This is a genomic window from Neobacillus thermocopriae (assembly GCF_010975035.1).
GTDB lineage: Bacteria > Bacillota > Bacilli > Bacillales > Cytobacillaceae > Neobacillus > Neobacillus thermocopriae.
On sequence record NZ_JAAIUV010000032.1, the window covers coordinates 1 to 23,978 of the forward strand.

The following is a 23,978-nucleotide window of genomic DNA, read 5'->3' on the forward strand; positions in this document are numbered from 1 at the left end:
CTTGGGAGTTGTAGGACGTCACACATTGCTGATATCGAGTATTTGTGTCGGTTATTTTTGATCACATTTACTTTCGTCCTAGTATCAGCGCAGCTTGCTTTAAAATATCATTTTCCATCAATAAACGTTGGTTTTCTTTACGAAGTTTGATCAACTCTGTTTGTTCTGGTGTCCTATTATCCTTCTCTTTAAACGAACCAGATGTTTTGCTTTGTTTAATCCATTTGTCCAATGCCGAAGGCGTTAAATCGTATTCACTAATGATATCTTTTCTGGGCTTTCCGCTTTCGTATAACTTGACCATTTGAGCTTTAAATTCGGAAGTAAAAGTTCTTCTTTCTCTCATGTAAGTCTCTCCTTAACTAAATAGGGGTAACGTAGACTGCAACAACAGTGGAATAATGCCGAAACTTGACATGGAGCCTCTGCGGACATGCTTTCCCGACCAGGAAGCCAGCTGATAAGTACACCTGGCCCCGCCGACAAGGCTAGCATACCCGCTTCTCCACGTAAAGTTTCTAGAATGGATCTCTTATGACAGTAAGCAGTATGCCCAAATTTGGTGGTTAGTCTACTTGACCTTATTTTTATTGTCCAGTTAAGTGTAGCCGATTCAGTTTTTTGAGATCAATATAAGTAGAACTCTACAACAGTGTAGTTGACGAAAAGATACCTTTATACCTGGAGTAAGAAAAGTCAATGTGATGTGTAGTGTAAATAACATGAAAGATCCTAAAAGGTTTTTTTGGATATCCTCTATTCTTTAAATTCAAGGAATTTATTTTGCCCATTGCTTTTGAACTTGTTCAAAAGCCAGTCGTAAAATTTCTTCTTCTGATGTGTCACGGTCTGTAATAACATTCGTTAAGTACGATTTTCCGTTGAATGTGATGGTTACTTCTATTTGTATCAATATTATCACCTTCCTTTCAGAAAAATTTTAGTTTGAAATATCGGTAATATTCCTTAAACAAAAGGAATTATATTTCAACTGTCATATATGTTTCTGCGAATTGCTGTACTAGGTTTTTATCTATCTTCTTTTTTCTTAAAATAGATTCTGCTATGACTAGATGGGATTGAGTTAACGTATTTCTTTTTAAATCACGAATAGATACATCGCCATTCAGCAATTGGATGGCTTTTTCTTTAATTTCTTGATTCTTAGAAGAACTGAATAGTAAATAGGCAATACAAGTAATTTTGTCCATCCTACACACTTCCCTTCGTAAAGAATCGAACGTATGTTTAAGATTTCGATTAAATGCCATAAAACTCCTTCTATTTTTATAGAATTTAACAAATATTGTAACAATTTTAAATGAATAGTCTTATAAAAGAATGAAATTTATATCAAAGAGAACCAATGCGGGTAAATAGGGTGGGTAATGGAAAGTGGTAGGTTATTTTGATGGAAGAATGAAATTCAAATTTATTAATTTGCTCAAACAAAGAGACAATAATGACGTATATTTTTAGTTTGAATTTGGTAATATGATTGTTAGGTTATGATAGTAACAAGGGGAATTTGTTGAATATTGCTTAATGATGTTGATTTTAATATAATATGTAAGGGATATAATACGGTAACAATAGGGAATTTACCTTTCGTCCCATCGGGATGGGAGGTTTTTTATTTAGCTGCTGACATCAGCTGAAAAATTAGAGCTGGTGTTGATCATATACATACATAGGAGGAAACCCAGGTGAAAGTGACCTTAATAAAGGATTTGTACAGAAATACAGAAAGTTTTATTGATCAAAAGGTTCAAGTTTCAGGATGGATTCGGACGATCCGTGATTCTAAAGCCTTTGGATTTATTGAATTGAATGATGGTAGTTTCTTTAAAAGTGTTCAAATCGTTTTTGATGATAAGTTAGAGAATTTCAAGGAAATTGCCAAATTGCCAATTAGTTCATCCATTAAAGTGGAGGGGGATTTTATCTATACTCCTCAGGCGAAACAGCCTTTTGAGATCAGAGCAACGAACATCGTCATTGAGGGTACATCCAATGTGGATTATCCATTGCAAAAAAAGCGTCATACGTTTGAATATTTACGGACGATTGCTCATTTAAGACCTAGAACGAATACATTTTCAGCCGTTTTTCGCGTTAGGTCTATTGCTTCCTATGCTATTCATAAATTCTTCCAGGATCAAGGATTTGTTTATGTTCACTCACCTATTATCACCGGAAGTGATACAGAGGGTGCTGGTGAAATGTTTAGAGTCACCACATTGGACTTGAATAATCTTCCAAAAGATGAAAATGGAAATGTGGACAATTCAAAAGATTTCTTTGGTAGAGATACGAATTTAACAGTTAGTGGGCAGCTTTCTGCAGAGGCTTTTGCTTTAGCTTTCCGCAATGTATACACCTTTGGTCCGACTTTTAGAGCGGAAAATTCCAATACTGCTCGACATGCGGCTGAATTTTGGATGATTGAACCGGAAGTAGCTTTTGCAGAATTACCTGATATTATGGACCTTGCAGAAAAAATGGTGAAGTATGTCATTTCTTATGTTTTAGAACATGCACCGGAAGAAATGAATTTCTTTAACAACTTTATAGAAAAAGGATTGTTGGATCGACTAAATAATGCTTTAAATGCTGAGTTTGGACGTGTAACCTATACAGAAGCTATTGAATTGTTACAAAAATCAGGCGAGAAATTTACTTACCCTGTTGAATGGGGAGCAGACCTCCAAACGGAGCACGAGCGTTATTTATGTGAAAAAGTGTTTAAGAAGCCGGTATTTGTCACCGATTATCCGAAGGAAATCAAAGCTTTTTATATGCGTTTAAATGATGATAACAAAACGGTTGCTGCTACCGATTTACTAGTTCCTGGAATTGGTGAATTAGTGGGGGGCAGTCAGCGTGAAGAACGTGAAGAAGTCCTCGCCGATAAAATCAAAGAGCTTGGAATGAATGAAGCAGATTATTGGTGGTATTTAGAATTGAGAAAATATGGCGGTACTAAGCACTCTGGCTTCGGAGTTGGTTTTGAGCGATTAATCATGTATTTAACAGGAATGACAAACATAAGAGATGTCATCCCGTTCCCAAGAACACCAGGAAATGCAGAATTCTAATAATTATATTATGTAAACAGACTCTGGTTAAGAGTCTGTTTTTTAATGTGCGCCCGGCACGGGTATAGTCTATAGGGAGAAAGTCCCGAGCCTTGAAGGCAGTAGTAATGGTTAGCTTAGCGCAAGGATGTCCGTGGTAACATGGAATCTGAAGGAAGCCGGCGGCAAACCTCCAGTCTGAGGAACACGAACTTCATATAAGGTTAGGTACCACTGGATACTTATGTAGATACTTTTAGTGACTGGATGCCGTGGAACGGGGCAGATGGTGCGGGAAAACAAATCTACATTGCCCTAATGGAAGTAGTTAGTGCAATTATTGATATCGCCAAAGAAATTTCCAATAACCACCAGGGTATAAATTTTATCTTTATTTCAGCTTTTCCAAAATACGCATTTAACAGCCTTGAAGTTTATCCGATTGATTTTATTACAAAGTCTTTAAATTTATTTAGGTTGGAAAAATCTACCCAAAATCTTGTAAAAGAAAAAATAGTAGAAGGATTGATAATGTAAAAATTGTAATTAAAAAAATGGGGCATTCACTTTAATTCCAATAAGCAGAATATTATTTATTGAAAAGGATGGTCGTAAAAGTATTATATACTTAGATAATACTAACCGTATTGTTTCAAACGAGAATTTATCCGTACTTTGGCTACTATAGACCTCATAAGTCTTATCTAATACCTATTAACAAAATAAAAGTGCTTCAACCTGATCCATTTATGCGATCGTATAATATTATGGAAGGTTGTAGTGAAGAAATTAAAGTGAGCATGAACAAAATTAAAATCTATATTAATGCATGATTGTATTAATTGAATATAGTTAGTCAAAATAAAATAATAACCTGCTTTATAAATGAAGCAGGTTATTATTTTTTGACCTAATTGGACAAAGCAGTTCTTTTATAAGACTATTTTTGGAAATTTTACATGGAGTAATGGACATGATAGCATTGTTCAGGTATCAAACTTTATTATGTTTGTCTTTTGGCAAAAGAACATTTCGCAGAGGTTCTGTATCAAGTTTATTATATTTAAATGTCTTTTACATAATTTCCAGTTTGGTGCTGTGAATCCGCGAAGTATTGTATTTTTATATAGCAAAATATATAAATTAAAAGGATCACTTATTTGAAAAATGAGGTGTAAATAATAATGCAAAAAGTACATGAATTTGATTTTAATTCAACACTATTAGACATAAAAAAGCAAACGATTATAGATGTCATAACTGGACAAGAAATTCGTATAGAACCAAAAATAAGTTTTCCAGCAGCAAAATTCGTTTTTACTGATCAAATACATACATATAAAGGTATTTCCACTAAAGAAAAAAGTAATTTGTTAAAGAATACTTTTAAAATTGTTGATGCAACAGAAAATTTAACAGCCAAAATATCTGAATTATCAGTTTATCAAAAAAAATCAGTGTTTAAAGAATTGGATTTTCTATATAAAGAAAAAAATTATAGGGTAAAGACAAGTCTTGCATACAAAAATATTGAACTGAAGGATGGTGATAATCTTATATTGAAAGCTGAAAGATCTTCTTCAACTATTAAAGGAATCATAGGATTAAAGAATTATAAAGTATCTATTTATAATTCTTTAAATATGGAATTTCTATTATGGGTTGCTGTATTTAAGGGAATCCATCTTTTAATACAGGAATAATAAATATCTAATTATCCCTCTAGAATGACAAAGTGAGTTTTTAAAACTTTTTGTCATTCTAGAGGATTTTGTTATTTAAAATGCTATTTTATTACATTTATTTACTTTATATGATAAAAAAAGACTGAGCAACTTTTGCATTACAAATATTTGTGGTTTGAACTTTCTAATCCTGATAGGTTTTTTATTCTACCTGTGATTTCAATAATTTTTTATCTAATATATTTAAAATTAAATATGAAAGAAGTGAAAACAGCTAAATTAACAAAGATATTAGGATCAATTGCTTGTTTATTTACGCTTTTAATAGTTTTGTTATCCCATCTGTAATATTTATATATTGGATTGTTAGTAATGTGATTTAAGTTATTCAAACTGTAGTTATAAACAAAATCTTGGAAAGTCATAAAAAATTAATGTAGTAAAGGATAGAAATATCTTACTTGAAAGGAGGTGTGATTATGAATTGGGACTTAAATAATGGCACCATTACTTTAGCATCTGCAGTTTGTGATATCGTGAATGCACTTGCGCGTATTTTTGGTATTGATATTACTAAATTTTGGAGATTCACAGCGAATATTAGCGCAAGGAGGGACCTCTCAGTCCCCTGCTTTCAAACATCATCCTTGACAAAATGGATAAAGAATTAGAAGCAAGAGGGCATAAGTTTGTTCGTTATGCGGACGACTGCAACATCTATGTAAAGTCACGAAAAGCAGGGGAACGTGTAATGGACTCCATTACGGCGTTCATTGAGCAGAAACTAAAGTTGAAGGTAAATAGGGACAAGTGATCCGTTGATTAACCATGGATACGGAGTTTTCTTGGTTTCAGCTTTACATTAATAAAGAACCGAAGGTACGAATTGATCAACAAAGTATGAAGCGCTTTAAGATGAAGATTCGAGAGATTACCTCACGGTCAAAACCTCTTCCAACGGAAGTAAGGATTGAAGGTTAAACCGATATCTAATCGGATGGTGCTGATACTTCGCTTAAGCCGATACTCCAAGCAAATTCAAAGAATTAGATAAATGGATAAGAAGAAGGCAAAGAATGTGCAAGTGGAAACAATGGAAACAGTGGAAAATCCTATAACGAAAGTGAGGAAACTAATCGGTTTTGGTGTGCCTGACTACAAAGTACATGAATGGGGCAACTCTAGACAGAAATATTGTAGAATTGCCTGCAGCCCAATTCTACACAAAACCCTCGAGAACTCCTACTGGAGCCAACGAGGGTTGAAAAGTCTATATGATCGTAATGAATTTCTTCGTCAATCTTAATAGAACCGCCGTTTATCGAACGGCACGTACGGTGGTGTGAGAGATCGGGGCTAGTCACCTAATCCTACTCGATTGATTTTCATTATTTAAATCGCATTGTTCCAAAGGAATAATCTTTGTTTTTTTAGTAATTTTATATCCAAACCATAAAAGGAGGAATAATGGTAAACCGATGTAAGAAACAAGTACACCATGCCAGTCGATTTGTTCTCCTAAAAAGGCAGTGTAATTTTGTCCTAAGACCACAATCCCACAAATCGCAAGGGCAAAAAGCGGTCCGAATGGAAAGAATCTCGATTTATAAGGTAATAAATTTACATCCTTACCTTGAGCTACATATGCCCGACGGAAACGATAATGGCAAATGGCAATTCCAAGCCAGGCGATGAAGCCTGACATACCAGAAGCGTTTAACAGCCAAACATAAACTGTTCCATCTCCGAAGAAAGAAGCAAGGAAAGCTAATGTCCCAACAAGGGTTGTTGCTATTAAAGCATTAACTGGTACACCACGTTTGTTCAGTTTTCCAAGGAATTTAGGAGCCTTTCCTTCACGGGCCAATTGCCAAAGCATACGTGCAGAAGCATACATCCCTGAATTACCAGCTGATAATAAGGCAGTTAAAATGATCGCATTCATAACGGAAGCAGCAAAAGCAATTCCTGCATTTTTAAATACAAGTGTGAATGGGCTAACGGTAATATCTTCATTAGCTAAATTTTTATCGGTATATGGGATAAGTAAACCAATGACTAATATGGCTAAAACATAAAATAGTAATATTCGCCAAAAGACAGAACGAACAGCTTTAGGGATGGATTTACCAGGGTTTTCGGTTTCACCTGCTGCCACACCTAGAAGCTCGGTTCCTTGGAAAGAAAATCCGGCTGCTAAAAAGATTCCAAACATAGCCATAAATCCGCCATTAAATGGTGCATCCCCGATGGTAAAGTTTTTAAATCCGACAGCGTGGTCACCCATAATACCAAAAATCATTAATGTCCCAGAAATGATAAAAACGATAACCGTAACGACTTTGATTAAGGAGAACCAGTATTCTGCTTCACCAAATCCTTTTACAGATAGATAGTTAATAAGGAAAATGGCAGTTAAAAAGATGGCGCTCCAAATGAATGAGGGGCTATCAGGAAACCAAAACTTCATGATCATGGTTACGGCTGCAAGCTCGGCAGCAATTGTAATAGCCCAATTGTACCAGTAGTTCCAGCCGAGAGCGAAACCAAGTGCAGGGTCAACAAACTTCGTAGCATACGTACTAAAGCTTCCGGCAACTGGCATATATGCTCCCATTTCGGCAAGACTGGTCATTAAAAAGTATACCATCATGCCGATAACTAAATAGGCAACAAGAGCCCCTCCCGGACCAGCTGTATGAATCGCGCCACCAGTGGCTAAAAATAGGCCGGTACCGATCGTTCCTCCAAGTGAGATCATCGTCAAGTGACGGGATTTTAATTTACGTTTTAATTCGTTGTTTTCATTTTCCAATTTAATTTCTTTTCTACCTTGTGCTGTCTGCATAACTATGACTCCTTTTTGATGTATTTGGAAGGAGTTTGGAATAAAAAATGCCACCGAGGACGACTCGATGGCATTGTGAATACCCCGCATCATACCTTCCGAAAGATAGCTCTTCACGCATGGATGGTAAGGCCAAGCGTGACAGTTCTGTCCCTATTCGGAGACAGCCCCAGCATGCATTTACAGAGATAAATGGCACACTTCGGCGGCTTTTCCTTTCAAATGGGGTCATTGATGTCTCTGCATCTAGTCCATTTTACTAATAAAAACCGCGACCTCTACCTCATCGGTTTTGATGAGGATTTTTATTATGAAATTAATATACTATTAAATTATATTTATTTTTTTCATATAGTCAATAGAGGATTTACAAAATTACTCCTCATATCAAGTCTTTCTAATGAAAAATCATGAAAAAAACACAATGATTGGAATGGAATTAATTATTTAAATCTTCAAATTTAACCTAACTAAAGATGATGGTATTTTTCCTAAAATCCAATTACTCAAAAATTAACTATTATAAAGATGAACAAAGGAATGAAATCATTTGTATTATTATTTTCTGTTTATTACTAAAATAACATATACAATATTACTTTATCGATTGGTAATTTTTTGAATGGTTTATTAACAAATAATTCAGAATTCTGTTATACTTTTGGCTATAAGAGGTAAAGGAAGTGGAACCATGCGACCAATTATTTTAGGGATCTTTTCTGCCTTCTTTTTTGCTTTTACTTTTATTTTAAATCGTTCAATGGATCTCGCAGGTGGAAGTTGGATTTGGAGCGCATCTTTACGGTATTTTTTTATGGTACCATTCCTTTTCCTTATCGTATTGGGAAGGAAAAATTTGAAGCCACTATGGTTAGAAATGAAACGAAAACCCGGTACCTGGGTTTTGTGGAGTACAGTAGGTTTCGGTTTGTTTTATGCACCTATTTGTTTTTCTGCTGCCTATGCACCTGGATGGCTGATTGCTGCAACTTGGCAAATAACCATTATCTCAGGATCACTATTAGCTCCTTTATTTTATGAAACCATTGAAACGGAAAAAGGAAAAGTACAAGTTAAAGGCAAAATCCCATTTAAAGGATTAACGATGTCTTTCATTATTTTGTTTGGAATTATTTTAATGCAGCTTGAACACGCTAGTAGTCTTACCATGATTGAATTGACTCTTGGAATTCTTCCTGTTGTAGTAGCTTCATTTGCTTACCCATTAGGTAATCGAAAAATGATGGATGAGTGCGAAGGACGTTTAGATGTTTTTCAGCGTGTATTAGGAATGACTTTAGCTAGTATGCCGGTATGGATCATTTTATCCCTATATGGCCTATTAACGGTAGGACCTCCAAGCATAGCGCAATCAATCCAATCTGGTTTAGTGGCGATAAGTTCTGGTGTCATTGCAACCGTACTATTTTTCCGAGCCACTGATCTTGTGAGAGGAAATATGCAAAAACTCGCTGCAGTAGAAGCTACTCAATCAATGGAAGTGTTATTTTCCCTCATCGGTGAACTTTTACTGTTACATACCGCTTTACCTACCCCTTTATCATGGGTAGGAATCATCTTAGTAATGGGAGGTATGGTTCTTCATAGTTATGTAACACATAAAAAAGATCTGCCAGATGGCAGAAAAGTTAGTGCCTAAATATAATTTCCATTCTATATCAATAGGATTTTTTGGAAATTAACCATTTAAATATGGACTTAGTTTATTTATCGTTTCTTGCAATAGGTCTGCATTCTTTTTGTACATGGCTTTTGTTTTTTCACAATCTGTTGAGAGAGAGAAAATTTCCAAATCAGCTTGGGCTTTTTTCAATGATGCCAACAATAATGGCCGTTGAGCAGGGGAAGGCACTTGAATTTTATCATCGTATAAATCAACAGTAAGTTCACCGTAAGAATTCACCTGGGCCATAAACACATTATCTAGTGTAACCCCTAGTTTTTCTAATTCACTATAAAGCCAGCCTCGCCCTTTACCTGCTTCTGTAAGTTCGCCGTCAAGGATCTTTCCATCAATAATGACCGTCTGCGGTTCTTTTTCATTTGGCATTTTCATTTGAAGATCCTTAGGTGTTAAAGGGCGATTTTCTTTTTTCAAAAGGGCGCTAATTCTTCCTTCAGGTTCAATCAAGGCAAATTCAACATCTGCCACATTAAAAATATTTTGCTGTCTAAGTAGGGAAGATAACTCATCAACTGTATATCTTTCCTTTTTTAAATTATCTTCAAGTATTTTCCCATCCTTAATGACAACCGTACCTTTTCCTTCAACCCAATCACGAAATTTTTTACTTTTTAGTGATAAATAGTCAGCTAAAAAGGTAATCACACCAAAAATGACAATGGCTGTTAGACCTTGTAAGTAATTTTTTTCTAGCCCCGTAATGGCTTCACCAGCAATGCTTCCTATGGTAATCCCTGAAATATATTCAAAGAGTGTTAATTGAGAAATTTGTTTTTTTCCTAGTAATTTTGTTACGAGAAATAAAGATAAAATAAATAAGAATGTCCGAAATAATAATTCTGACCATTCATTCATAATAACACCTCATGTTAGGAACCTTTATATTGTGGTTCTAGACGTTCGAGTTCAAGAACACGATATTCAAGATCTTTTTTTATATCTCCAATGACTAACATGGATTCATGAAAAGCTGTTTTTGCTTCTTCATCCAAAGCGTTTAATGCTAATATGGATAATTGTGATTCAATTCCTTTCAATGAAGCGAGACATTGTTTAACATTTGAAGCAACCGTCATATTATCCCTCCTGCCAAAATGAATTAGAAAAGAAAGGGTTGGCAGAAGGTGCCAACCATATTTATTTATTGGTTATATTGAGGCTCTTCAGTGATAATTTCCTGAAGACGTGGTTCTATGCTGTCAATGATGGCCTGAGTTTGTTGGGCTGCATTTTGATAAAGTTGTTTTGCATTTTTATTTTCTGTTTGTAATGCAAAGGTTTCGAAGCTCGCCTGTGCAGATTTTAAACCAGCTAGTGTTTGTTTAACTTGAGTCCCTACAGTCATTCTTTTCCCTTCTTTCATCTGTGTGTCTTACAATGATAAGTATTTGATATTATTACCGATATATGTTTGGTAATAATTGTTTTGTGGTATTTATTTCATTAAATTTCAAATATACTTATATCCAGATATTTCGAAGTAGTCTTATTGGTGGGAATTATTGTTATTTTCAAACTAAGCAAAATGGTTTATTTTTGTTAAAAATAAGACTTATAATTAGTTAGGAAGCTTATATTAGCTTGATTAGGTAGAACGGATTAGTCGTACCTAATGGAAAGCGATGTAAACGGAACCAATTCACTCTTCAATCTAAAAGGAAAGGGGCCAGATAATGACAGGAATCCAAGAAATGGAAGTAAAAAAAGAAAATGAATTGTTAGAAGCTGCTTTGGAGAAAATACAACATCGCAAATTAACTAAGCAGAAGATACTGCAGCGTGTCGTGTTTATTACGCTAGGTGCAATCTTAATGGGAATAGGTCTTGAAGTTTTTCTTGTGCCTAATCATGTTATTGATGGTGGGATAACTGGGATTTCCATTATGTTATCATATCTGACTGGATGGAAATTAGGAATTTTCCTTTTATTATTTAATCTTCCTTTTTTCTTTATTGGATACAAACAGATTGGAAAAACATTTGCCATATCCACACTTTATGGTATTATCATTCTTTCCATCGCCACTTCTTTACTCCATCCTGTACCTGCTTTTACCCAAGATATTCTTCTTGCCACAATATTCGGCGGCGTTATCCTTGGATTTGGTGTTGGTTTGGTAATACGTTACGGAGGTTCATTGGACGGAACTGAAATCTTGGCGATCTTGTTTAATAAGAAAACCCCATTTTCAGTTGGGGAAATAATTATGTTTTTTAATTTGTTCATCCTAGGAAGTGCAGGATTTGTATTTTCTTGGGATCGAGCTATGTATTCACTACTTGCCTATTTTGTCGCCTACAAGACGATTGATATTACGATCACTGGTTTGGATGAATCAAAGTCAGTTTGGATCATTAGTGATAATGCAAAGGTAATTGGTGAAGCCATCATGCATCGACTTGGCCGAGGTGTCACATATTTAAATGGGGAAGGTGCATTTTCAGGGGATGATAAAAAAGTGATCTTTTGCGTGATCAATCGTCTTGAGGAAGCAAAATTGAAAGAAATCGTCACGGAATATGATATAAATGCTTTTCTAGCTGTGGCTGATATTGCAGAGGTTCGCGGAGGTAGATTTAAAAAGCGGGATATTCATTAAAAACAGTTCAGTTTCATATGGGCTGGAAATAAGAATGTATTTATTATTGAAGACTGTTTTAATTTTTTTCATATAAATTAGTGTAGGATTTTCGTGGTTTATGTCGTAAGATGAAGAGTCGAATTGGTTGAATAAATCAGATTATGTCGCATTATGCGCTTGCCGAGGAAATAATTGCGCGAATATTAAAATATTTGCAAAAATGATGACAGTTTAGCTGTCATCATTTTTTATTAAATAAGTAATTCATATACTTCATTTAACTGATAAGCCCTTAGTTTATCTTGTTCAGCAAGCGCATATTTAATTTCATCTGGTAGGATTTTGTTTAAAAAATCTACCTCTTTTCTGTTTAAATTTCTTACAAAGGTTTCTTCTGAATCATAATTTCCCTCAATCAATTTTTTGTATAAGAGTTTACCTTCAGCATGCTTATCCGTATAATTGGATAATATTTCCCTTAAATATCCTAATGTTTTATCCATAAATATCATTCCTTTCACTCCATTATTTTATATCCAGATTCGTGTAATATTCGTCGAAAAGCTAGTGAATGAATAAGGAGTACAAAAGGATATGGAAATATTGCGAGTTTAAAATGCAAAAGGAATTTAGTCATCTCAAAAAAATACAATTATTCGATTTTATTTCGTACAAGTAAAAATACGATGACTTAAAATATTGTGATACTTAATAAGCATATGACCATGTTTATTCAATACTTCAAAAAGCTCTGGCTCAAAATTGGGGGAAAAGTTAAATTCCTGTTTGTTGTTCCCATAAAGAAAATCAACTTGTTGGCTGCTGACATTGATTGATTGAAATCCAGTATCTTGTAAAAGGGTAATCCAATCTTTTTCAAGGTATAAACTGTCCACATTATAAAAATTTTTAATTTCTTGTTCCTCAAATTTATTTAGAACGGAATTTAATGTCATTTCATTTGCGATAAGACGACCGCCTTTTTTTAATACTCTATAAAATTCTTTTAATGCTTTTGGTTTATTGACAAAGGCTAATACAGATTCTGATAAAACATAGTCAAAAGTATGATCTTCAAAAGGGATTTGTTCAACTGATCCCTGTATTAATTGGATAGGAAAGTTCAAGTTTTTAAATCGTGTAGCTGCTTTTTCGAGCATAATTGGATTTATATCCAATCCAAAAACTTTTGCTTTATACTGTTCATAAATATATGCTGCTGTTTGTCCAGTACCGCAGCCAGCATCTAGGACCCAGGAATTATTTGTTATATTTTCTTTCGATAAAATGTATTTAGTCAAACCAAATCCACCTGGATGTGCCCCGCCAATTCCGAATTTAGCTAAAAAATCAATATATGTTAAGCCTCCCATAGACACCACCCTCATTCCTTTTAGGTATCTTATGATAAGGTACGAAAAGAGGTTCTCTAAAGGAGAAAGAAGGAAAAAGTACAAATTATTTGCTTATTCCCAACAGTTAACATCATCAAGACACTCCAACAAAAACATAAACAAATCATTATAGTGCAAATTAATTAAATGGAAGGGTAATTAACTTCCATATAAAGTTTAAAGGGGTGCTAAAATGAGAAGAAGAATGCCGTTTCACCGCTTGTTTAGGCCAAAAAGAAGAAATAGAGGCTCAATATGGGCATCAGTATTAAGCATTGGTTTAAGTGCTTTAGTTTATGGACTAACAAGAGGGAAAGGTAAAAAAACGATGCTTCCATCCACCAATGCTGTTAAACATTTTGCACCTAAACTTAATCGCGAAGGGGTGACCAATGCCGTCAAAAATATGGTCCCTCCGAACCTTAATATAAATCGAATGGACAATGCTGCTTTAACAGAGTTTTCTGATGAATTGATTAAAAATGCAATGAATAAGAAGCAATAAAAAGTCCGCATATTGCGGACTTTTTTATGTAGTATAGGGAATTTTTCTAGGGGTATATTGGATATTTTCCGAAGAGTAAATCGCGATAATAAGCAGACCATTTACTGTTTTCGCACGAATTAATACAGGTTGATTGTATTCATTTTTAAATTGAAAATCTGGACCGTACCAGCTAACCGTAGCATCTCGACCACGTGGAATATATGGTACCTCTCTACTATGAGAAAAACGCTGCACGATTTGTAATCCTGCATTATCGACAGCATTGAAAAGAGTTGAGGAAACTTGGCAAATTCCTCCTCCAATATCTTCTGCATATTCCCCCTTTACAATAACTTTCGCACGTAAATATCCTCGTTCTTTCGTTCTTTTGCCTACTACTTTGTTAAATGAAAAAGTTTCGCCGGGAAAAACGACATAATTATTTATAGATTCAGTAGCTAATTTGATATTGGTGGAACGGTTTTTATTTCGCGGATTAAAGGAAGTAATATAGAGCCCAATCCGAAGTGAACGGAGATCATTTAGTAATTCGCTATCCACATTCGGATAAACCGTTCGCATGGGTAATTCTATGTTCGATGGTTTTTGGTGAATATAGTGTGAATAAACTTGTTTTAATAATGCTTGTCGATCGATTTCCATCCCAGCTTTTTCTGGAATTATATTTCCATTTGGATCAAGCTGAGCATTTTTAGGTGGAATGGAATATTGTTTATTAAGTTGATCTACTATTTGATCAACCTTTTTAGAGTCCATAATCGGTAAGTCAAAATATGGATGAAAAAAGTCCATACTGTCTAGTCTTGTAATTGGTTTCCCATTCTTTGTAATGGTTATTTCGTTTGGTGATGTGATTATTTGAGTTGCGAGTAAAAAGCTGAACATATACGATAGTAGCATTTCGAGTACCCCCTTCATTTTAATTTTGCTAATATAAAATAATTTGATGTACTAATTTTGCTAATAGAAGTAATGTAATAAATTCCAATGTTACTTTACATCTTTCATCCATTATATTATCGTTATTAATAATGATAATAGTTTGGGGGCAAAGCATTCATGAAAGAATCAAAAGTCGACGTAATCCTGCATCCGGTAAGGATGAGAATTATCCAACATTTAATCCATCAGGAACTAACTGCTCAGCAATTAAAGGAATTATTACCTGACATCCCTCAAGCATCATTATATAGAAATATAAAAAAATTGACGGATTCAGAAGTTATATATGTTGTAAATGAAATACCTGTTAGAGGAACGGTGGAAAAGGTTTATTCGATCCATAAGCCAGGGTTGGAAATTAGTCCAGAAGAATTGAATAAGTTGTCAAAAGAGGAACATATGGGCTTATTTATTCAATTTTTGGCGAATTTAATGGGGGAATATGAAAGATATTTAAATAAAGGAAATATAGATTTGGCAGCCGACGGAGTGGGGTATCGTCAAAATTCCCTTTATTTATCTGACGAAGAATTTCGTGAATTTGTTTATGATTTGAGGAGATTATTTCAAAAGGCAGCAGAAAAAAAGCCGAAAAATGGAAGGAAAAGAAGAACATTTGCGACTATTTTTATTCCGAACGATCATTAGATCAATTTGTAGATAATAGCTGGAGGCTGTACTTTATAAAATATTGGGTAAACGTCGTATTTGTATCTAGTTAAGCCGATTATTTCACGTCCAGATCAAAAATCTTGGAACAAACAATAAATTTATGTAAGTATAGGAGCTAGAAGATATAGTTAGTTAAGAATGAAAGTTTTAATATGACGAAGAACGAATGAAAGAAAAGTATTACTCTTTGGGAGTGAGTGAATTTGAAAATATTGGTGATAGAAGATAATAAAAGCGTTTGTTCAATGATAGAGATGTTCTTTGCGAAGGAAGGAATTATTGGTGAATTTGTCAATGATGGGCTAGAGGGATATGAGCGTTTTAAAACAGGACATTGGGATGCCTTAATCGTTGACTGGATGCTTCCTAGTATGGATGGGGTCACTATTTGTCGGAAAATTAGGGAAGAAAAGTATACCATCCCAATAATTATGTTAACCGCCAAGGATAGTGAGTCCGATCAAGTGCTAGGGCTAGAAATGGGAGCCGATGATTATGTAACCAAACCATTTAGCCCATTAACCTTGATGGCTAGAATTAAAGCAGTGACAAGACGTTATCAAAACCATGTTCCACAAGAACAGAATGGGATTTTACAGACAGACCATTTTAAGGTTAATAAAAATACAAGGGAAGTAATGGTCGACGGCGAATTGATTACCAATTTAACTCCAAAGGAATTCGATTTACTTTATTATTTAGTCGAGCATCCTAGGCAAGTGTTTTCCAGAGAACAATTACTAGAAAGGGTCTGGGGTTATCAGTTTTATGGTGATGAGCGTACAGTAGATGTTCATATTAAGAGACTAAGGAAAAAAGTCGAGACATCTCAGCAACCGTTTTTCCATACTGTATGGGGAGTAGGGTATAAATTTGATGACTCAAATAAAGCAAATTAAGTTTCGTTATTTTTACCAACAGTTTTTTAGTCACATAAGTATTATTATCGTAGCCTTCTTATTATTAAGCATGATATTTGCATATTATGTGGAAGATTTGGTGTATAAGAATAAGGCAGATGAACTGATTTCTTATGGAAAAGCATTTTTGTCCGATATAAATGAAACTCCTTTAGATGCTGATCAAATAATCAAACAATATAGTAATGTTTTGTCAGCGAGAAAGATAAGCTTTAGTATGTTTGACAAGACTGGAAAATTATACTTAGTTAATCGAGATGGCCTTGTTCTTAAAGGCTTATCTGATGACGAATGGGAGAAAATAAAAAAAGGTGAAATCCTTGCTGTATATAGTGATTATAAAACATTTGATCAAGATGGAGTCACCTTTGTTGTTGTCCCTTATGTAGATGAAGGGCGATTTTATGGAGGAGTTTTATTAACATCGCCAATCAGTGGCTCTATTGGAATGATAAAACAAATCAATAAGTTTCTTTTGTATACCATTCTTATCGGTTTTGGTGTATCATTCCTGCAAAGTATGGTTTTATCACGAATCCATGTTCAGCGGATCAAGAGACTACGGGAAGCGACGTCTCAAGTATCTGCAGGAAATTATGATGTAAAGGTTCAATCTTCCGTATTTGATGAAATTGGGGAACTGGCGAATGATTTTAACCATATGGTCGATCAGTTGAATAAATCGAGGGAAGAAATTGAAAGTCTTGAAAATCGAAGAAGGCAATTTATGGCGGACGTTTCCCATGAAATGCGCACTCCATTAACGACCATCAGTGGTGTCATTGAAGGGTTGAAAAATGATATGATCTCAGAGGAAGATAAAGAAAGAGGCCTTCAATTAGTGAGTCAGGAAGCAAAACGTTTGATTCGGTTAGTGAACGAAAATCTTGATTACGAGAAAATTCGTTCGAATCAAATTCAAATGTTGAAAGAGGATATTCAATTATTAGAAGTGCTGGAGATTATTCAAGACCAACTAGGGTTTCAAGCTGAAGAAAAGAATAATCAGATTGTAGTGGATGCCCCGCCAAATATATATATCCACGCAGATTACGACAGGTTAGTTCAAATATTAATTAACATTACGAAAAATAGTATCCAATTTACAGACGATGGATTCATCTGGCTACGTGGTAGAGAAAATGAACGTTTTGTCATCATAGAGGTTGAGGATACAGGAATTGGTCTTGATCCAGATGAAATTGAAAAAATTTGGCGCCGTTTTTATAAGGCAGATATTTCACGAACGAGCAACCCATATGGCGAATTTGGCCTTGGACTATCGATAGTGAAACAATTAGTTCTCCTACACAATGGAGAAATTGATGTCTATAGTGAAAAAGGGAAAGGCACAAAATTCGTCATTTCGTTTCCAAAACAATCAGAAACGAGTGAAGCTGTCAGATAGGTCTGACAGCTTTTTAAATAGGATGGCAAGGTCCATTAGAGTTTAGTTAAGAGCATTTGTAATGGCCTGAACGAAAAGCAACATTGCCAGCTTTCAGGTGCAGTCGATGTTTCCTGTTATTCCTGAAATTTTTTTTGATAGTGTGATAATGCGAGTAGTGGAAAAATATATCGATAACTGTGGTAGTGGATGTAAAAGGCTCCTCCCATCCCTTGTCCTTTCGGGTAAGCAGTTGTCCAGTCATTTTTGTCTAGTGAATCCAATAGGTGAACCATTCCTTTACGAATGGCTGGTGTTGGTTTATCTGAGACTGAGATGAGGGCATCAAGCACCCATGAGGTGTGTGTTATTGTACTATATTTCAATGGAATGTATTCATTTTTTATGTCACTGTAACACGATTCTCCGAAACCTCCATCATCGTTTTGAATACTGTATAGCCACTTCACAGCTTTTTGAATGCTTGGATGGGAAGAGGAAATTCCAACTGCTTTTAATCCTGTGATAGCTGCCCATGTTCCGTAAGTATAACAAATTCCCCAACGTCCATACCAAGAACCATTTTTTTGTTGATTATTTAGTAACCAACTTATTCCCTTTGCGATAATTGGATGATTCCTTGATAGATTGGTATAATTCCCGAAAAATTCTAACGTTCTACCAGTCAGGTCGGCACATGATGGGTCGATTAGTAAAAATTCACCTTTTTCAAGGGGGAGATAGGTCAATAATTTGGAGTCGGTATTTTTTTCAAAAGCTGGCCAGCCCCCATCATCATTTTGCATGGATATGGTCCAACGAATTCCGCTATTCCATGCAGCTAGTTCTGGGGGAGAAATCCTAGAAATCGAACGAAGAGAGGCTGTTGTATCATCGACATCAGGATTCATCGTATTAACATCGGAAAATCCCCAACCTCCAGGTAAACTATTTGGATTATGAATTACCCAATCACCGAACTTTTGATGTTGCCGTTTTAGGAGATAATCATTTGCTCTTTTTATCATCGGGTCTTCTGGGGACATGCCAGCTGACTGGAGGGCAAAGCTGATCAAAGAAGTATTCCATACATTGGCGGTAGTGTATTGCATGTGCGGGAAACCCTCAATCTTGCACTTCATTGCTTTTAATCCTTCAATGGCCCGAGTGATGATTGAATCGGATTTCTTATAACCTAAAGAAAGTAGTGCGAATATCATTAAAAAAGTACTACTGAAATAGCTGTAAAAGGTACCATCAGGTTCAATCCGATCCAGCATATATTTCTCTGCACGTTTCAAAGCCAAGTTTCGAAGTTCTTTTGGAATGCCGACTAACCTCTTTACGCCATCCTCAATAGATGATAAGATCGAGCGCCATTCATTTGAGTAATTCCATTGTTCCTCTTCATCTCGTTTAAGGTGTAATTCAGTAAGGTTTGGTGTATATTTCGTTCTTATAGAAAATTTTTTTGTGGCGAGGATCATGATAGGTGTTAAGTTGGCTCTCCCAAAAACGGAAAACGAATAAAAATTGACGGGAAATAGTGGTGGTAATAGAATGACTTCTATTGGTAAAGAGGAACGGGAAGGCCATTTGTATTCTCCGGTTATGGCCAGCATGATTTTTGTAAACGTACTGACATTTTTTAACCCACCTTTTGCTAGAATAAATTTTTTTGCAGCTTGTAATGATTGATGATCCTTACAATAATAGCCGGAAAACAGCAATGAATAGTAAGCTTCGAGTGTAGTCGAAAGATTACCTTCTTTTTCATCATAAAAGAGTTTCCAAGCACCATTCTTTTCTTGTTGGTTTAAAATTCTTTTGCAAAGACCTCTGATTAATTCTTCATCATTTATTTCCAATGTCCTTAATAAAATGATCATATAAGCGTCAGTAGAGATCCCTGTTTCAAATGGATAATTCCAAGAGCCGTCGGGAGATTGGTCTTTTCTTAGTTTATCAACTATCCATTTTATCCCATTTGTTATATTTGACATTTAATATTGCTCCTCTCCCATTAGTTTTTCCTTTAGCTATACATATTCTCTTCGTGCAAGTACCATTCACAAAGGAGGAGACTGTCATTATTTTTGCAAGAAAACGTAAGAAAACACCGATTGAAGAGATTAGAGAGGAACTAAAAAAGAAACTTAAAATCAAACCTTTTTCTTCCTATCAACTAACGTTACAGGATCAAATATTGTTAAAGAAAATAAAAAAGGAAACGGACTATCATAATTTAAACAATGTTACAAGAACAAGGGCGTATCTTGAGTATTATTTGCGTCATCCAGAAATTCACTGGGCATTTCTAGGGCATATGGTCTCAAGGAATGGCGGTTGGAATATGACCGATTTAAAAGGGGAGTTTCTTACAAAGTTACTTTCCAATAAAGAAAGGAAATCCTTTTTTCAATTTCTTGAACGCGGAAATTGGCTAATTTTTCAAGATGTTTATCCACAATTATTACTTTACGAGGAAAGTTTAAAACAAGAAAAACCATTATTTTACCTATTATCCTATTTAAATGTATCAACTTTTATGGAGACGATTTGGAATCATTTTTGGCAAAATCAAGACACTACTATTCATTGTATTGCCCTTATTATTAATGAACAAAGCTATTTGGAAAAAAGGGTTATTCAAAATCCGATCTATCAAAAGGATGTATTGCATAAGCTTGAGTTTTTACTTCAAGATTTACTGTCTTTTAATCACATTCTTTTTCCTTATGGTGACAAGAAAATAAAAGGGGTGACGCTTCATCAATTTGAATCTTTGCATGAACGAATTATACTTGGAAAAAGGTTATATTCCATCCTTTTTTATAATAAAGATTTACTTAAACAGGTTGTAGAGTGGGCGAAAAGTCATCCCCACTCAGGCTCAAGAAAGGATTATTGGCCTCATATATTTAATGATGTGAATGAGGGAGTTCCTGGTTTTACTTATCCGTTACGCTTAAAATCATGCAAACTTAGAAAGGGTTCCAGAAGATTTTACAGTCCAACATTAAAAAATGCTTGGAAAAATGTCAGCCACCCTGCGGCTGAAAGTGGAGATTGGTTTAATGATTGGCGAGTGGTTGACTATTTGGTAAATGATCTTGAAATGATTAATGGGGAGATTATGGATGAGTATTGTAAGACCCTTGAACGACTCGAAATCGCTACTCTTGCAAAAAAGACGATTAACTTTCTTAAATAAAAATTATGTCATTTGTGCTGTGTTTGCTTCGTTAATTGGGACATATTTGGATCTGTACTTTATAGGGAAAGGAGTTTATTGGTTTCCAATAAGACCTTGGTCAAATATTTTCTCGGTTAATCTTTGGTTTACTTTAGTCATTTTACCCGTTTTTGTTATTGTATTTTTGCATTATGTTACACAGATTCATCCAAGAGGTAAAGCGGGAATGATTCTATTTATTAGTTTATTGATGCCGATCATGGAACGTTTATCGGAAATGTTTGGATGGTTTGCTCATTCAGAGAAATGGGAGCATATCTACTCATTTTTTGGCTATATGCTATTTCTATCTTTTATTTATGGATTTTATCTATGGTTGGAAAAAGAAAAGGAAGGTCAAAAACAATAAGCCGGGACAAATGCCCGGCTTTTTTGAGTCTTGCAAATACGACATCAGGGTCCCTTCCATCCGTACAGTGGTTAAGTGTTCCGCAACAAGCGAATTGTTGGAAGGGAACCCATAGATTATTTTATCATATTTGTAGTAGAAATATGACTGGAATGCGTATCCATCTTTTAATTCTTTTATAAAAAGTGTATGATAAAATTAATTTTACATAAGGAGTTGTTTCAAATGGCAAAAAAAGGGTACATATTAATGGAAAATGGAGAAAAAATTGAATTTGATCTATTTCCTAATGAAGCCCCTGGAACAGTAGCAAATTTTGAGAAATTAGCGAATGAAGGGTTCTATGATGGGGTAATCTTTCACCGTGTAATTCCAGGGTTTGTATCACAAGGTGGCGACCCAACGGGAACAGGAATGGGCGGCCCAGGCTACACGATTAAATGTGAGACAGAAGGAAATCCGCACAAGCATATTCCAGGAGCTATTTCTATGGCGCATGCAGGAAAAGATACAGGTGGTAGCCAATTTTTTATTGTTCATGAATCACAACCACATTTAGATGGAGTTCATACGGTATTTGGTCAAGTTACTTCTGGACTTGAAACAGTGAGAAATATGAAAAATGGTGACACAATGAAAGAAGTAAGAGTATTTGATCAAGAATAAAGTAATAAAAGGGAGCAGCTTGCTCTCTTTTTTTTACCTAAAAAATCATTACGAATGTATGAATGGTTAAGTGCAAATACCTTAGTGATTTTCTACCCTCGCTCATTACTTTACAAAAAGTAAAAGGGAATCTTCAATATTTTAGGAAAATCGAATCACAGTAAGTATTCAATAGCTTAAGCGATGTAAACATTACTTGGAAAAGGGGAATAACTATAGAACGTGGATGTAATGCACATTAATATAAACAAAAGTATATTTCATTCAAACAGTATTCTTTATATGAGAATATTAAGCTGGTAAAATGCAATTAGTAAAGTAGAGAATGAAAGGGTATTTTATTATGAAGTTAGTTTCTTGGAATGTTAATGGCCTTAGGGCATGTGTGAATAAAGGATTTTTAGATTATTTTCATGACATTGATGCTGATATATTTTGTATACAGGAAACAAAACTACAAGAGGGTCAAATCAAATTGGATCTTACAGGTTATTATCAGTATTGGAATTATGCAGTTAAAAAAGGATATTCCGGTACGGCCGTTTTCACAAAGAAAGAACCACTTTTAGTAAGGTATGGACTAGGGGAACAAAATTTCGAACATGAAGGAAGAATTCTAACATTGGAGTATGATGATTTTTATCTAGTGAATGTATATTCTCCGAATTCACAAAGAGATTTAGCACGTTTAAACTATCGTTTAGAATGGGAAAATCGGATGCTTGATCATCTTCTACAATTAAACGCAAGGAAGCCTGTAATTCTTTGCGGAGACTTGAATGTTGCACATAAAGAAATAGATTTGCGCAATCCAAAATCCAATATAGGAAATTCAGGATTTACAGAAGAAGAACGTGGGAAAATGACGACATTACTTGCGTCTGGTTTTATTGATAGTTATCGATATTTCTATCCTGAACAAGAAGGTTCATATACATGGTGGTCATATATGAGAAATGTTCGGGAACGAAACATCGGTTGGCGAATTGACTACTTTATTGTTTCGGAGGCTCTTAGTGGAAAATTAAAAAATGCTGAAATCCATTCTCATATTATGGGTAGTGACCACTGTCCGATTCTTCTTGAATTAAAATAACTTCGTTATCCTTTGCAAGATGGGATGGAATATTTCTTGCAAAGGATCGTTCTTTTTAGATTTCATTTAATGGGGTTCCAATTTCATCAAATTCTGACGATTTTTCATTTTCAACGGCTTGCTCTGTAAGCTCAGAATCATTTATAGGATTAATATCTTTTTCGAAGTCTTTTTTTTGTACCATTCATTTCACTCCTATATGGATTGAGATAGTTCATTTCAAAATTATTTTATCCTAAAGAGGAAAAACTAAACTTTGAGTAAAAAATAAAAACAATAAAAAAGTAGTTGACTAACAAGTTAATGGCTTGTATTATTATCTATGTCGCTGTTTGATAATCGAATAAAACCTTTGATTATGTGTTTTAATTAATGATTAAAGACAGTTGACATCAGTGAAATATTATATTATAATAATAAACGTCGTTATTTTATAGACTGATAGATTGTGAAGTATTGTTCTTTGAAAACTAAACAAACAAAAACGTCAATAAATCACAACATTCGTTTCGATTGAAACGAAGCCAACGTTAATTTTATGAGCTAATCAACTTTTTTTGGAGAGTTTGATCCTGGCTCAGGACGAACGCTGGCGGCGTGCCTAATACATGCAAGTCGAGCGGACCAATAGAAGCTTGCTTCTATTGGTTAGCGGCGGACGGGTGAGTAACACGTGGGCAACCTGCCTGTAAGACTGGGATAACTTCGGGAAACCGGAGCTAATACCGGATAATTCACCCCCTCGCATGAGGGAGTGTTGAAAGTCGGTTCGCGCTGACACTTACAGATGGGCCCGCGGCGCATTAGCTAGTTGGTGAGGTAATGGCTCACCAAGGCGACGATGCGTAGCCGACCTGAGAGGGTGATCGGCCACACTGGGACTGAGACACG

General features: G+C 35.0%; 25 protein-coding genes, 1 rRNA gene, 2 pseudogenes and 1 riboswitch. Of the genes and pseudogenes, 16 read left to right on the top strand and 12 right to left on the bottom strand.

Annotated features, from left to right (window positions below; translation table 11 throughout):
* From G4Z05_RS15000 to G4Z05_RS15010, 3 genes and pseudogenes are all read right to left on the bottom strand, one after another.
* A pseudogene (locus tag G4Z05_RS15000) lies at positions 1–346 on the bottom strand (transposase); the annotation flags it as partial.
* A 432-nt stretch (positions 347–778) separates the two neighbouring features.
* Positions 779–913 (bottom strand): BA3454 family stress response protein, encoded by a 135-nt coding sequence (locus G4Z05_RS15005; RefSeq protein WP_163252604.1) that lies wholly within the window; start codon positions 911–913, stop codon positions 779–781.
* Positions 914–980: 67 nt separating this feature from the next.
* A complete protein-coding gene (locus G4Z05_RS15010; protein WP_163252605.1) occupies positions 981–1,271 on the bottom strand; it encodes a hypothetical protein in 291 nt (96 codons plus the stop codon).
* A 435-nt stretch (positions 1,272–1,706) separates the two neighbouring features.
* On the opposite strand from G4Z05_RS15010, the gene asnS reads away from it, so the two are divergent.
* The 5 genes and pseudogenes from asnS to G4Z05_RS15035 form a co-directional block, all read left to right on the top strand.
* Positions 1,707–3,098: an asparagine--tRNA ligase gene (gene asnS / locus G4Z05_RS15015; RefSeq protein ID WP_163252606.1), complete on the top strand. Its 1,392-nt coding sequence runs from the start codon at positions 1,707–1,709 to the stop codon at positions 3,096–3,098.
* Positions 3,099–3,344: 246 nt separating this feature from the next.
* Complete coding sequence (locus G4Z05_RS15020; protein WP_163252607.1) at positions 3,345–3,614, top strand: hypothetical protein; 270 nt, start codon at positions 3,345–3,347, stop codon at positions 3,612–3,614.
* A 110-nt stretch (positions 3,615–3,724) separates the two neighbouring features.
* Positions 3,725–3,910, top strand: coding sequence for a LytTR family transcriptional regulator DNA-binding domain-containing protein (locus G4Z05_RS16725; protein ID WP_163252608.1), 186 nt, complete (start codon positions 3,725–3,727; stop codon positions 3,908–3,910).
* Between the two features lie 351 nt (positions 3,911–4,261).
* Entirely contained in the window at positions 4,262–4,780 is a 519-nt protein-coding gene (locus G4Z05_RS15030; RefSeq protein ID WP_163252609.1) for a hypothetical protein, read from the top strand.
* Between the two features lie 595 nt (positions 4,781–5,375).
* Positions 5,376–6,068: pseudogene (locus G4Z05_RS15035) on the top strand (group II intron maturase-specific domain-containing protein); the annotation flags it as partial.
* A gap of 54 nt (positions 6,069–6,122) precedes the next feature.
* On the opposite strand, the gene G4Z05_RS15040 reads toward G4Z05_RS15035, so the two are convergent.
* Positions 6,123–7,610 carry an amino acid permease gene (locus G4Z05_RS15040; RefSeq protein ID WP_163252610.1) on the bottom strand — a complete coding sequence of 496 codons (1,488 nt, stop codon included), beginning with the start codon at positions 7,608–7,610 and terminating at the stop codon, positions 6,123–6,125.
* A gap of 98 nt (positions 7,611–7,708) precedes the next feature.
* Positions 7,709–7,899: riboswitch (Lysine riboswitch) on the bottom strand.
* A gap of 402 nt (positions 7,900–8,301) precedes the next feature.
* Here G4Z05_RS15040 and G4Z05_RS15045 point away from each other — a divergent pair.
* Positions 8,302–9,270: a DMT family transporter gene (locus G4Z05_RS15045; RefSeq protein WP_163252611.1), complete on the top strand. Its 969-nt coding sequence runs from the start codon at positions 8,302–8,304 to the stop codon at positions 9,268–9,270.
* A 39-nt stretch (positions 9,271–9,309) separates the two neighbouring features.
* Here the strand turns inward: G4Z05_RS15045 and G4Z05_RS15050 are convergent, their stop codons facing one another.
* The 3 genes from G4Z05_RS15050 to G4Z05_RS15060 all read right to left on the bottom strand — a co-directional run bounded on the left by G4Z05_RS15050 (position 9,310) and on the right by G4Z05_RS15060 (position 10,660).
* Positions 9,310–10,170, bottom strand: a complete 861-nt coding sequence (locus G4Z05_RS15050) for a DUF421 domain-containing protein (protein WP_163252612.1) — start codon at positions 10,168–10,170, stop codon at positions 9,310–9,312.
* A 14-nt stretch (positions 10,171–10,184) separates the two neighbouring features.
* Positions 10,185–10,391, bottom strand: a complete 207-nt coding sequence (locus G4Z05_RS15055) for a DUF1657 domain-containing protein (protein WP_163252613.1) — start codon at positions 10,389–10,391, stop codon at positions 10,185–10,187.
* 65 nt (positions 10,392–10,456) lie between these two features.
* A complete protein-coding gene (locus G4Z05_RS15060; protein WP_038535491.1) occupies positions 10,457–10,660 on the bottom strand; it encodes a DUF1657 domain-containing protein in 204 nt (67 codons plus the stop codon).
* A 346-nt stretch (positions 10,661–11,006) separates the two neighbouring features.
* Here G4Z05_RS15060 and G4Z05_RS15065 point away from each other — a divergent pair, with 346 nt between their 5' ends.
* Positions 11,007–11,915 carry a YitT family protein gene (locus G4Z05_RS15065; RefSeq protein ID WP_163252623.1) on the top strand — a complete coding sequence of 303 codons (909 nt, stop codon included), beginning with the start codon at positions 11,007–11,009 and terminating at the stop codon, positions 11,913–11,915.
* A 233-nt stretch (positions 11,916–12,148) separates the two neighbouring features.
* On the opposite strand, the gene G4Z05_RS15070 is transcribed toward G4Z05_RS15065, so the two are convergent.
* Positions 12,149–12,400 (bottom strand): sigma-G-dependent sporulation-specific acid-soluble spore protein CsgA, encoded by a 252-nt coding sequence (locus G4Z05_RS15070; RefSeq protein ID WP_163252614.1) that lies wholly within the window; start codon positions 12,398–12,400, stop codon positions 12,149–12,151.
* Positions 12,401–12,559: 159 nt separating this feature from the next.
* On the bottom strand, positions 12,560–13,270 hold the full coding sequence (locus tag G4Z05_RS15075; protein ID WP_163252615.1) for a class I SAM-dependent methyltransferase: 711 nt from the start codon (positions 13,268–13,270) through the stop codon (positions 12,560–12,562).
* A 214-nt stretch (positions 13,271–13,484) separates the two neighbouring features.
* Here G4Z05_RS15075 and G4Z05_RS15080 point away from each other — a divergent pair, with 214 nt between their 5' ends.
* A complete protein-coding gene (locus G4Z05_RS15080; RefSeq protein ID WP_163252616.1) occupies positions 13,485–13,796 on the top strand; it encodes a hypothetical protein in 312 nt (103 codons plus the stop codon).
* Positions 13,797–13,820: 24 nt separating this feature from the next.
* Here G4Z05_RS15080 and G4Z05_RS15085 read toward each other — a convergent pair whose 3' ends face one another.
* Positions 13,821–14,699, bottom strand: a complete 879-nt coding sequence (locus G4Z05_RS15085) for a VanW family protein (protein ID WP_163252617.1) — start codon at positions 14,697–14,699, stop codon at positions 13,821–13,823.
* 159 nt (positions 14,700–14,858) lie between these two features.
* On the opposite strand from G4Z05_RS15085, the gene G4Z05_RS15090 reads away from it, so the two are divergent.
* The 3 genes from G4Z05_RS15090 (at position 14,859) to G4Z05_RS15100 (ending at position 17,741) form a co-directional block, all read left to right on the top strand.
* Positions 14,859–15,389 carry a helix-turn-helix domain-containing protein gene (locus tag G4Z05_RS15090; RefSeq protein WP_163252618.1) on the top strand — a complete coding sequence of 177 codons (531 nt, stop codon included), beginning with the start codon at positions 14,859–14,861 and terminating at the stop codon, positions 15,387–15,389.
* Positions 15,390–15,616: 227 nt separating this feature from the next.
* The gene (locus G4Z05_RS15095) at positions 15,617–16,312 is read left to right on the top strand and encodes a response regulator transcription factor (protein WP_163252619.1); all 696 of its coding nucleotides are present in this window, start codon (positions 15,617–15,619) and stop codon (positions 16,310–16,312) included.
* Complete coding sequence (locus G4Z05_RS15100; RefSeq protein WP_205597589.1) at positions 16,290–17,741, top strand: sensor histidine kinase; 1,452 nt, start codon at positions 16,290–16,292, stop codon at positions 17,739–17,741. The genes G4Z05_RS15095 and G4Z05_RS15100 overlap by 23 nt, the downstream gene beginning before the upstream one ends.
* A gap of 116 nt (positions 17,742–17,857) precedes the next feature.
* Here G4Z05_RS15100 and shc read toward each other — a convergent pair whose 3' ends face one another.
* Complete coding sequence (shc, locus tag G4Z05_RS15105; protein ID WP_163252620.1) at positions 17,858–19,723, bottom strand: squalene--hopene cyclase; 1,866 nt, start codon at positions 19,721–19,723, stop codon at positions 17,858–17,860.
* A gap of 86 nt (positions 19,724–19,809) precedes the next feature.
* Here shc and G4Z05_RS15110 point away from each other — a divergent pair, with 86 nt between their 5' ends.
* The 4 genes from G4Z05_RS15110 to G4Z05_RS15125 all read left to right on the top strand — a co-directional run bounded on the left by G4Z05_RS15110 (position 19,810) and on the right by G4Z05_RS15125 (position 23,087).
* On the top strand, positions 19,810–20,934 hold the full coding sequence (locus G4Z05_RS15110) for a DUF2515 domain-containing protein (RefSeq protein WP_412758550.1): 1,125 nt from the start codon (positions 19,810–19,812) through the stop codon (positions 20,932–20,934).
* Positions 20,861–21,325 (top strand): CBO0543 family protein, encoded by a 465-nt coding sequence (locus G4Z05_RS16675; protein WP_338036768.1) that lies wholly within the window; start codon positions 20,861–20,863, stop codon positions 21,323–21,325. The genes G4Z05_RS15110 and G4Z05_RS16675 overlap by 74 nt, the downstream gene beginning before the upstream one ends.
* 225 nt (positions 21,326–21,550) lie before the next feature.
* On the top strand, positions 21,551–21,991 hold the full coding sequence (locus G4Z05_RS15120; RefSeq protein WP_038535473.1) for a peptidylprolyl isomerase: 441 nt from the start codon (positions 21,551–21,553) through the stop codon (positions 21,989–21,991).
* A gap of 343 nt (positions 21,992–22,334) precedes the next feature.
* A complete protein-coding gene (locus tag G4Z05_RS15125; protein ID WP_163252622.1) occupies positions 22,335–23,087 on the top strand; it encodes an exodeoxyribonuclease III in 753 nt (250 codons plus the stop codon).
* A 55-nt stretch (positions 23,088–23,142) separates the two neighbouring features.
* Here G4Z05_RS15125 and G4Z05_RS16655 read toward each other — a convergent pair whose 3' ends face one another.
* Positions 23,143–23,271 carry a hypothetical protein gene (locus tag G4Z05_RS16655; RefSeq protein WP_276207652.1) on the bottom strand — a complete coding sequence of 43 codons (129 nt, stop codon included), beginning with the start codon at positions 23,269–23,271 and terminating at the stop codon, positions 23,143–23,145.
* Positions 23,272–23,641: 370 nt separating this feature from the next.
* Here G4Z05_RS16655 and G4Z05_RS15130 point away from each other — a divergent pair.
* Positions 23,642–23,978: ribosomal RNA gene (locus G4Z05_RS15130) — 16S ribosomal RNA — on the top strand; the annotation flags it as partial.

What these genes read in the sequence shown, in the direction of transcription:
- G4Z05_RS15010 (WP_163252605.1), bottom strand. Translation starts at nt 1,271, where the DNA reads ATGGCATTTAATCGAAATCTTAAACATACGTTCGATTCTTTACGAAGG.
- G4Z05_RS15020 (WP_163252607.1), top strand. Translation starts at nt 3,345, where the DNA reads ATGCCGTGGAACGGGGCAGATGGTGCGGGAAAACAAATCTACATTGCC.
- G4Z05_RS15030 (WP_163252609.1), top strand. Translation starts at nt 4,262, where the DNA reads ATGCAAAAAGTACATGAATTTGATTTTAATTCAACACTATTAGACATA.
- G4Z05_RS15040 (WP_163252610.1), bottom strand. Translation starts at nt 7,610, where the DNA reads ATGCAGACAGCACAAGGTAGAAAAGAAATTAAATTGGAAAATGAAAAC.
- G4Z05_RS15045 (WP_163252611.1), top strand. Translation starts at nt 8,302, where the DNA reads ATGCGACCAATTATTTTAGGGATCTTTTCTGCCTTCTTTTTTGCTTTT.
- G4Z05_RS15050 (WP_163252612.1), bottom strand. Translation starts at nt 10,170, where the DNA reads ATGAATGAATGGTCAGAATTATTATTTCGGACATTCTTATTTATTTTA.
- G4Z05_RS15055 (WP_163252613.1), bottom strand. Translation starts at nt 10,391, where the DNA reads ATGACGGTTGCTTCAAATGTTAAACAATGTCTCGCTTCATTGAAAGGA.
- G4Z05_RS15060 (WP_038535491.1), bottom strand. Translation starts at nt 10,660, where the DNA reads ATGACTGTAGGGACTCAAGTTAAACAAACACTAGCTGGTTTAAAATCT.
- G4Z05_RS15065 (WP_163252623.1), top strand. Translation starts at nt 11,007, where the DNA reads ATGGAAGTAAAAAAAGAAAATGAATTGTTAGAAGCTGCTTTGGAGAAA.
- G4Z05_RS15070 (WP_163252614.1), bottom strand. Translation starts at nt 12,400, where the DNA reads ATGGATAAAACATTAGGATATTTAAGGGAAATATTATCCAATTATACG.
- G4Z05_RS15075 (WP_163252615.1), bottom strand. Translation starts at nt 13,270, where the DNA reads ATGGGAGGCTTAACATATATTGATTTTTTAGCTAAATTCGGAATTGGC.
- G4Z05_RS15080 (WP_163252616.1), top strand. Translation starts at nt 13,485, where the DNA reads ATGAGAAGAAGAATGCCGTTTCACCGCTTGTTTAGGCCAAAAAGAAGA.
- G4Z05_RS15085 (WP_163252617.1), bottom strand. Translation starts at nt 14,699, where the DNA reads ATGCTACTATCGTATATGTTCAGCTTTTTACTCGCAACTCAAATAATC.
- G4Z05_RS15090 (WP_163252618.1), top strand. Translation starts at nt 14,859, where the DNA reads ATGAAAGAATCAAAAGTCGACGTAATCCTGCATCCGGTAAGGATGAGA.
- G4Z05_RS15100 (WP_205597589.1), top strand. Translation starts at nt 16,290, where the DNA reads ATGACTCAAATAAAGCAAATTAAGTTTCGTTATTTTTACCAACAGTTT.
- shc (WP_163252620.1), bottom strand. Translation starts at nt 19,723, where the DNA reads ATGTCAAATATAACAAATGGGATAAAATGGATAGTTGATAAACTAAGA.
- G4Z05_RS16675 (WP_338036768.1), top strand. Translation starts at nt 20,861, where the DNA reads ATGAGTATTGTAAGACCCTTGAACGACTCGAAATCGCTACTCTTGCAA.
- G4Z05_RS15120 (WP_038535473.1), top strand. Translation starts at nt 21,551, where the DNA reads ATGGCAAAAAAAGGGTACATATTAATGGAAAATGGAGAAAAAATTGAA.
- G4Z05_RS15125 (WP_163252622.1), top strand. Translation starts at nt 22,335, where the DNA reads ATGAAGTTAGTTTCTTGGAATGTTAATGGCCTTAGGGCATGTGTGAAT.
- G4Z05_RS16655 (WP_276207652.1), bottom strand. Translation starts at nt 23,271, where the DNA reads ATGGTACAAAAAAAAGACTTCGAAAAAGATATTAATCCTATAAATGAT.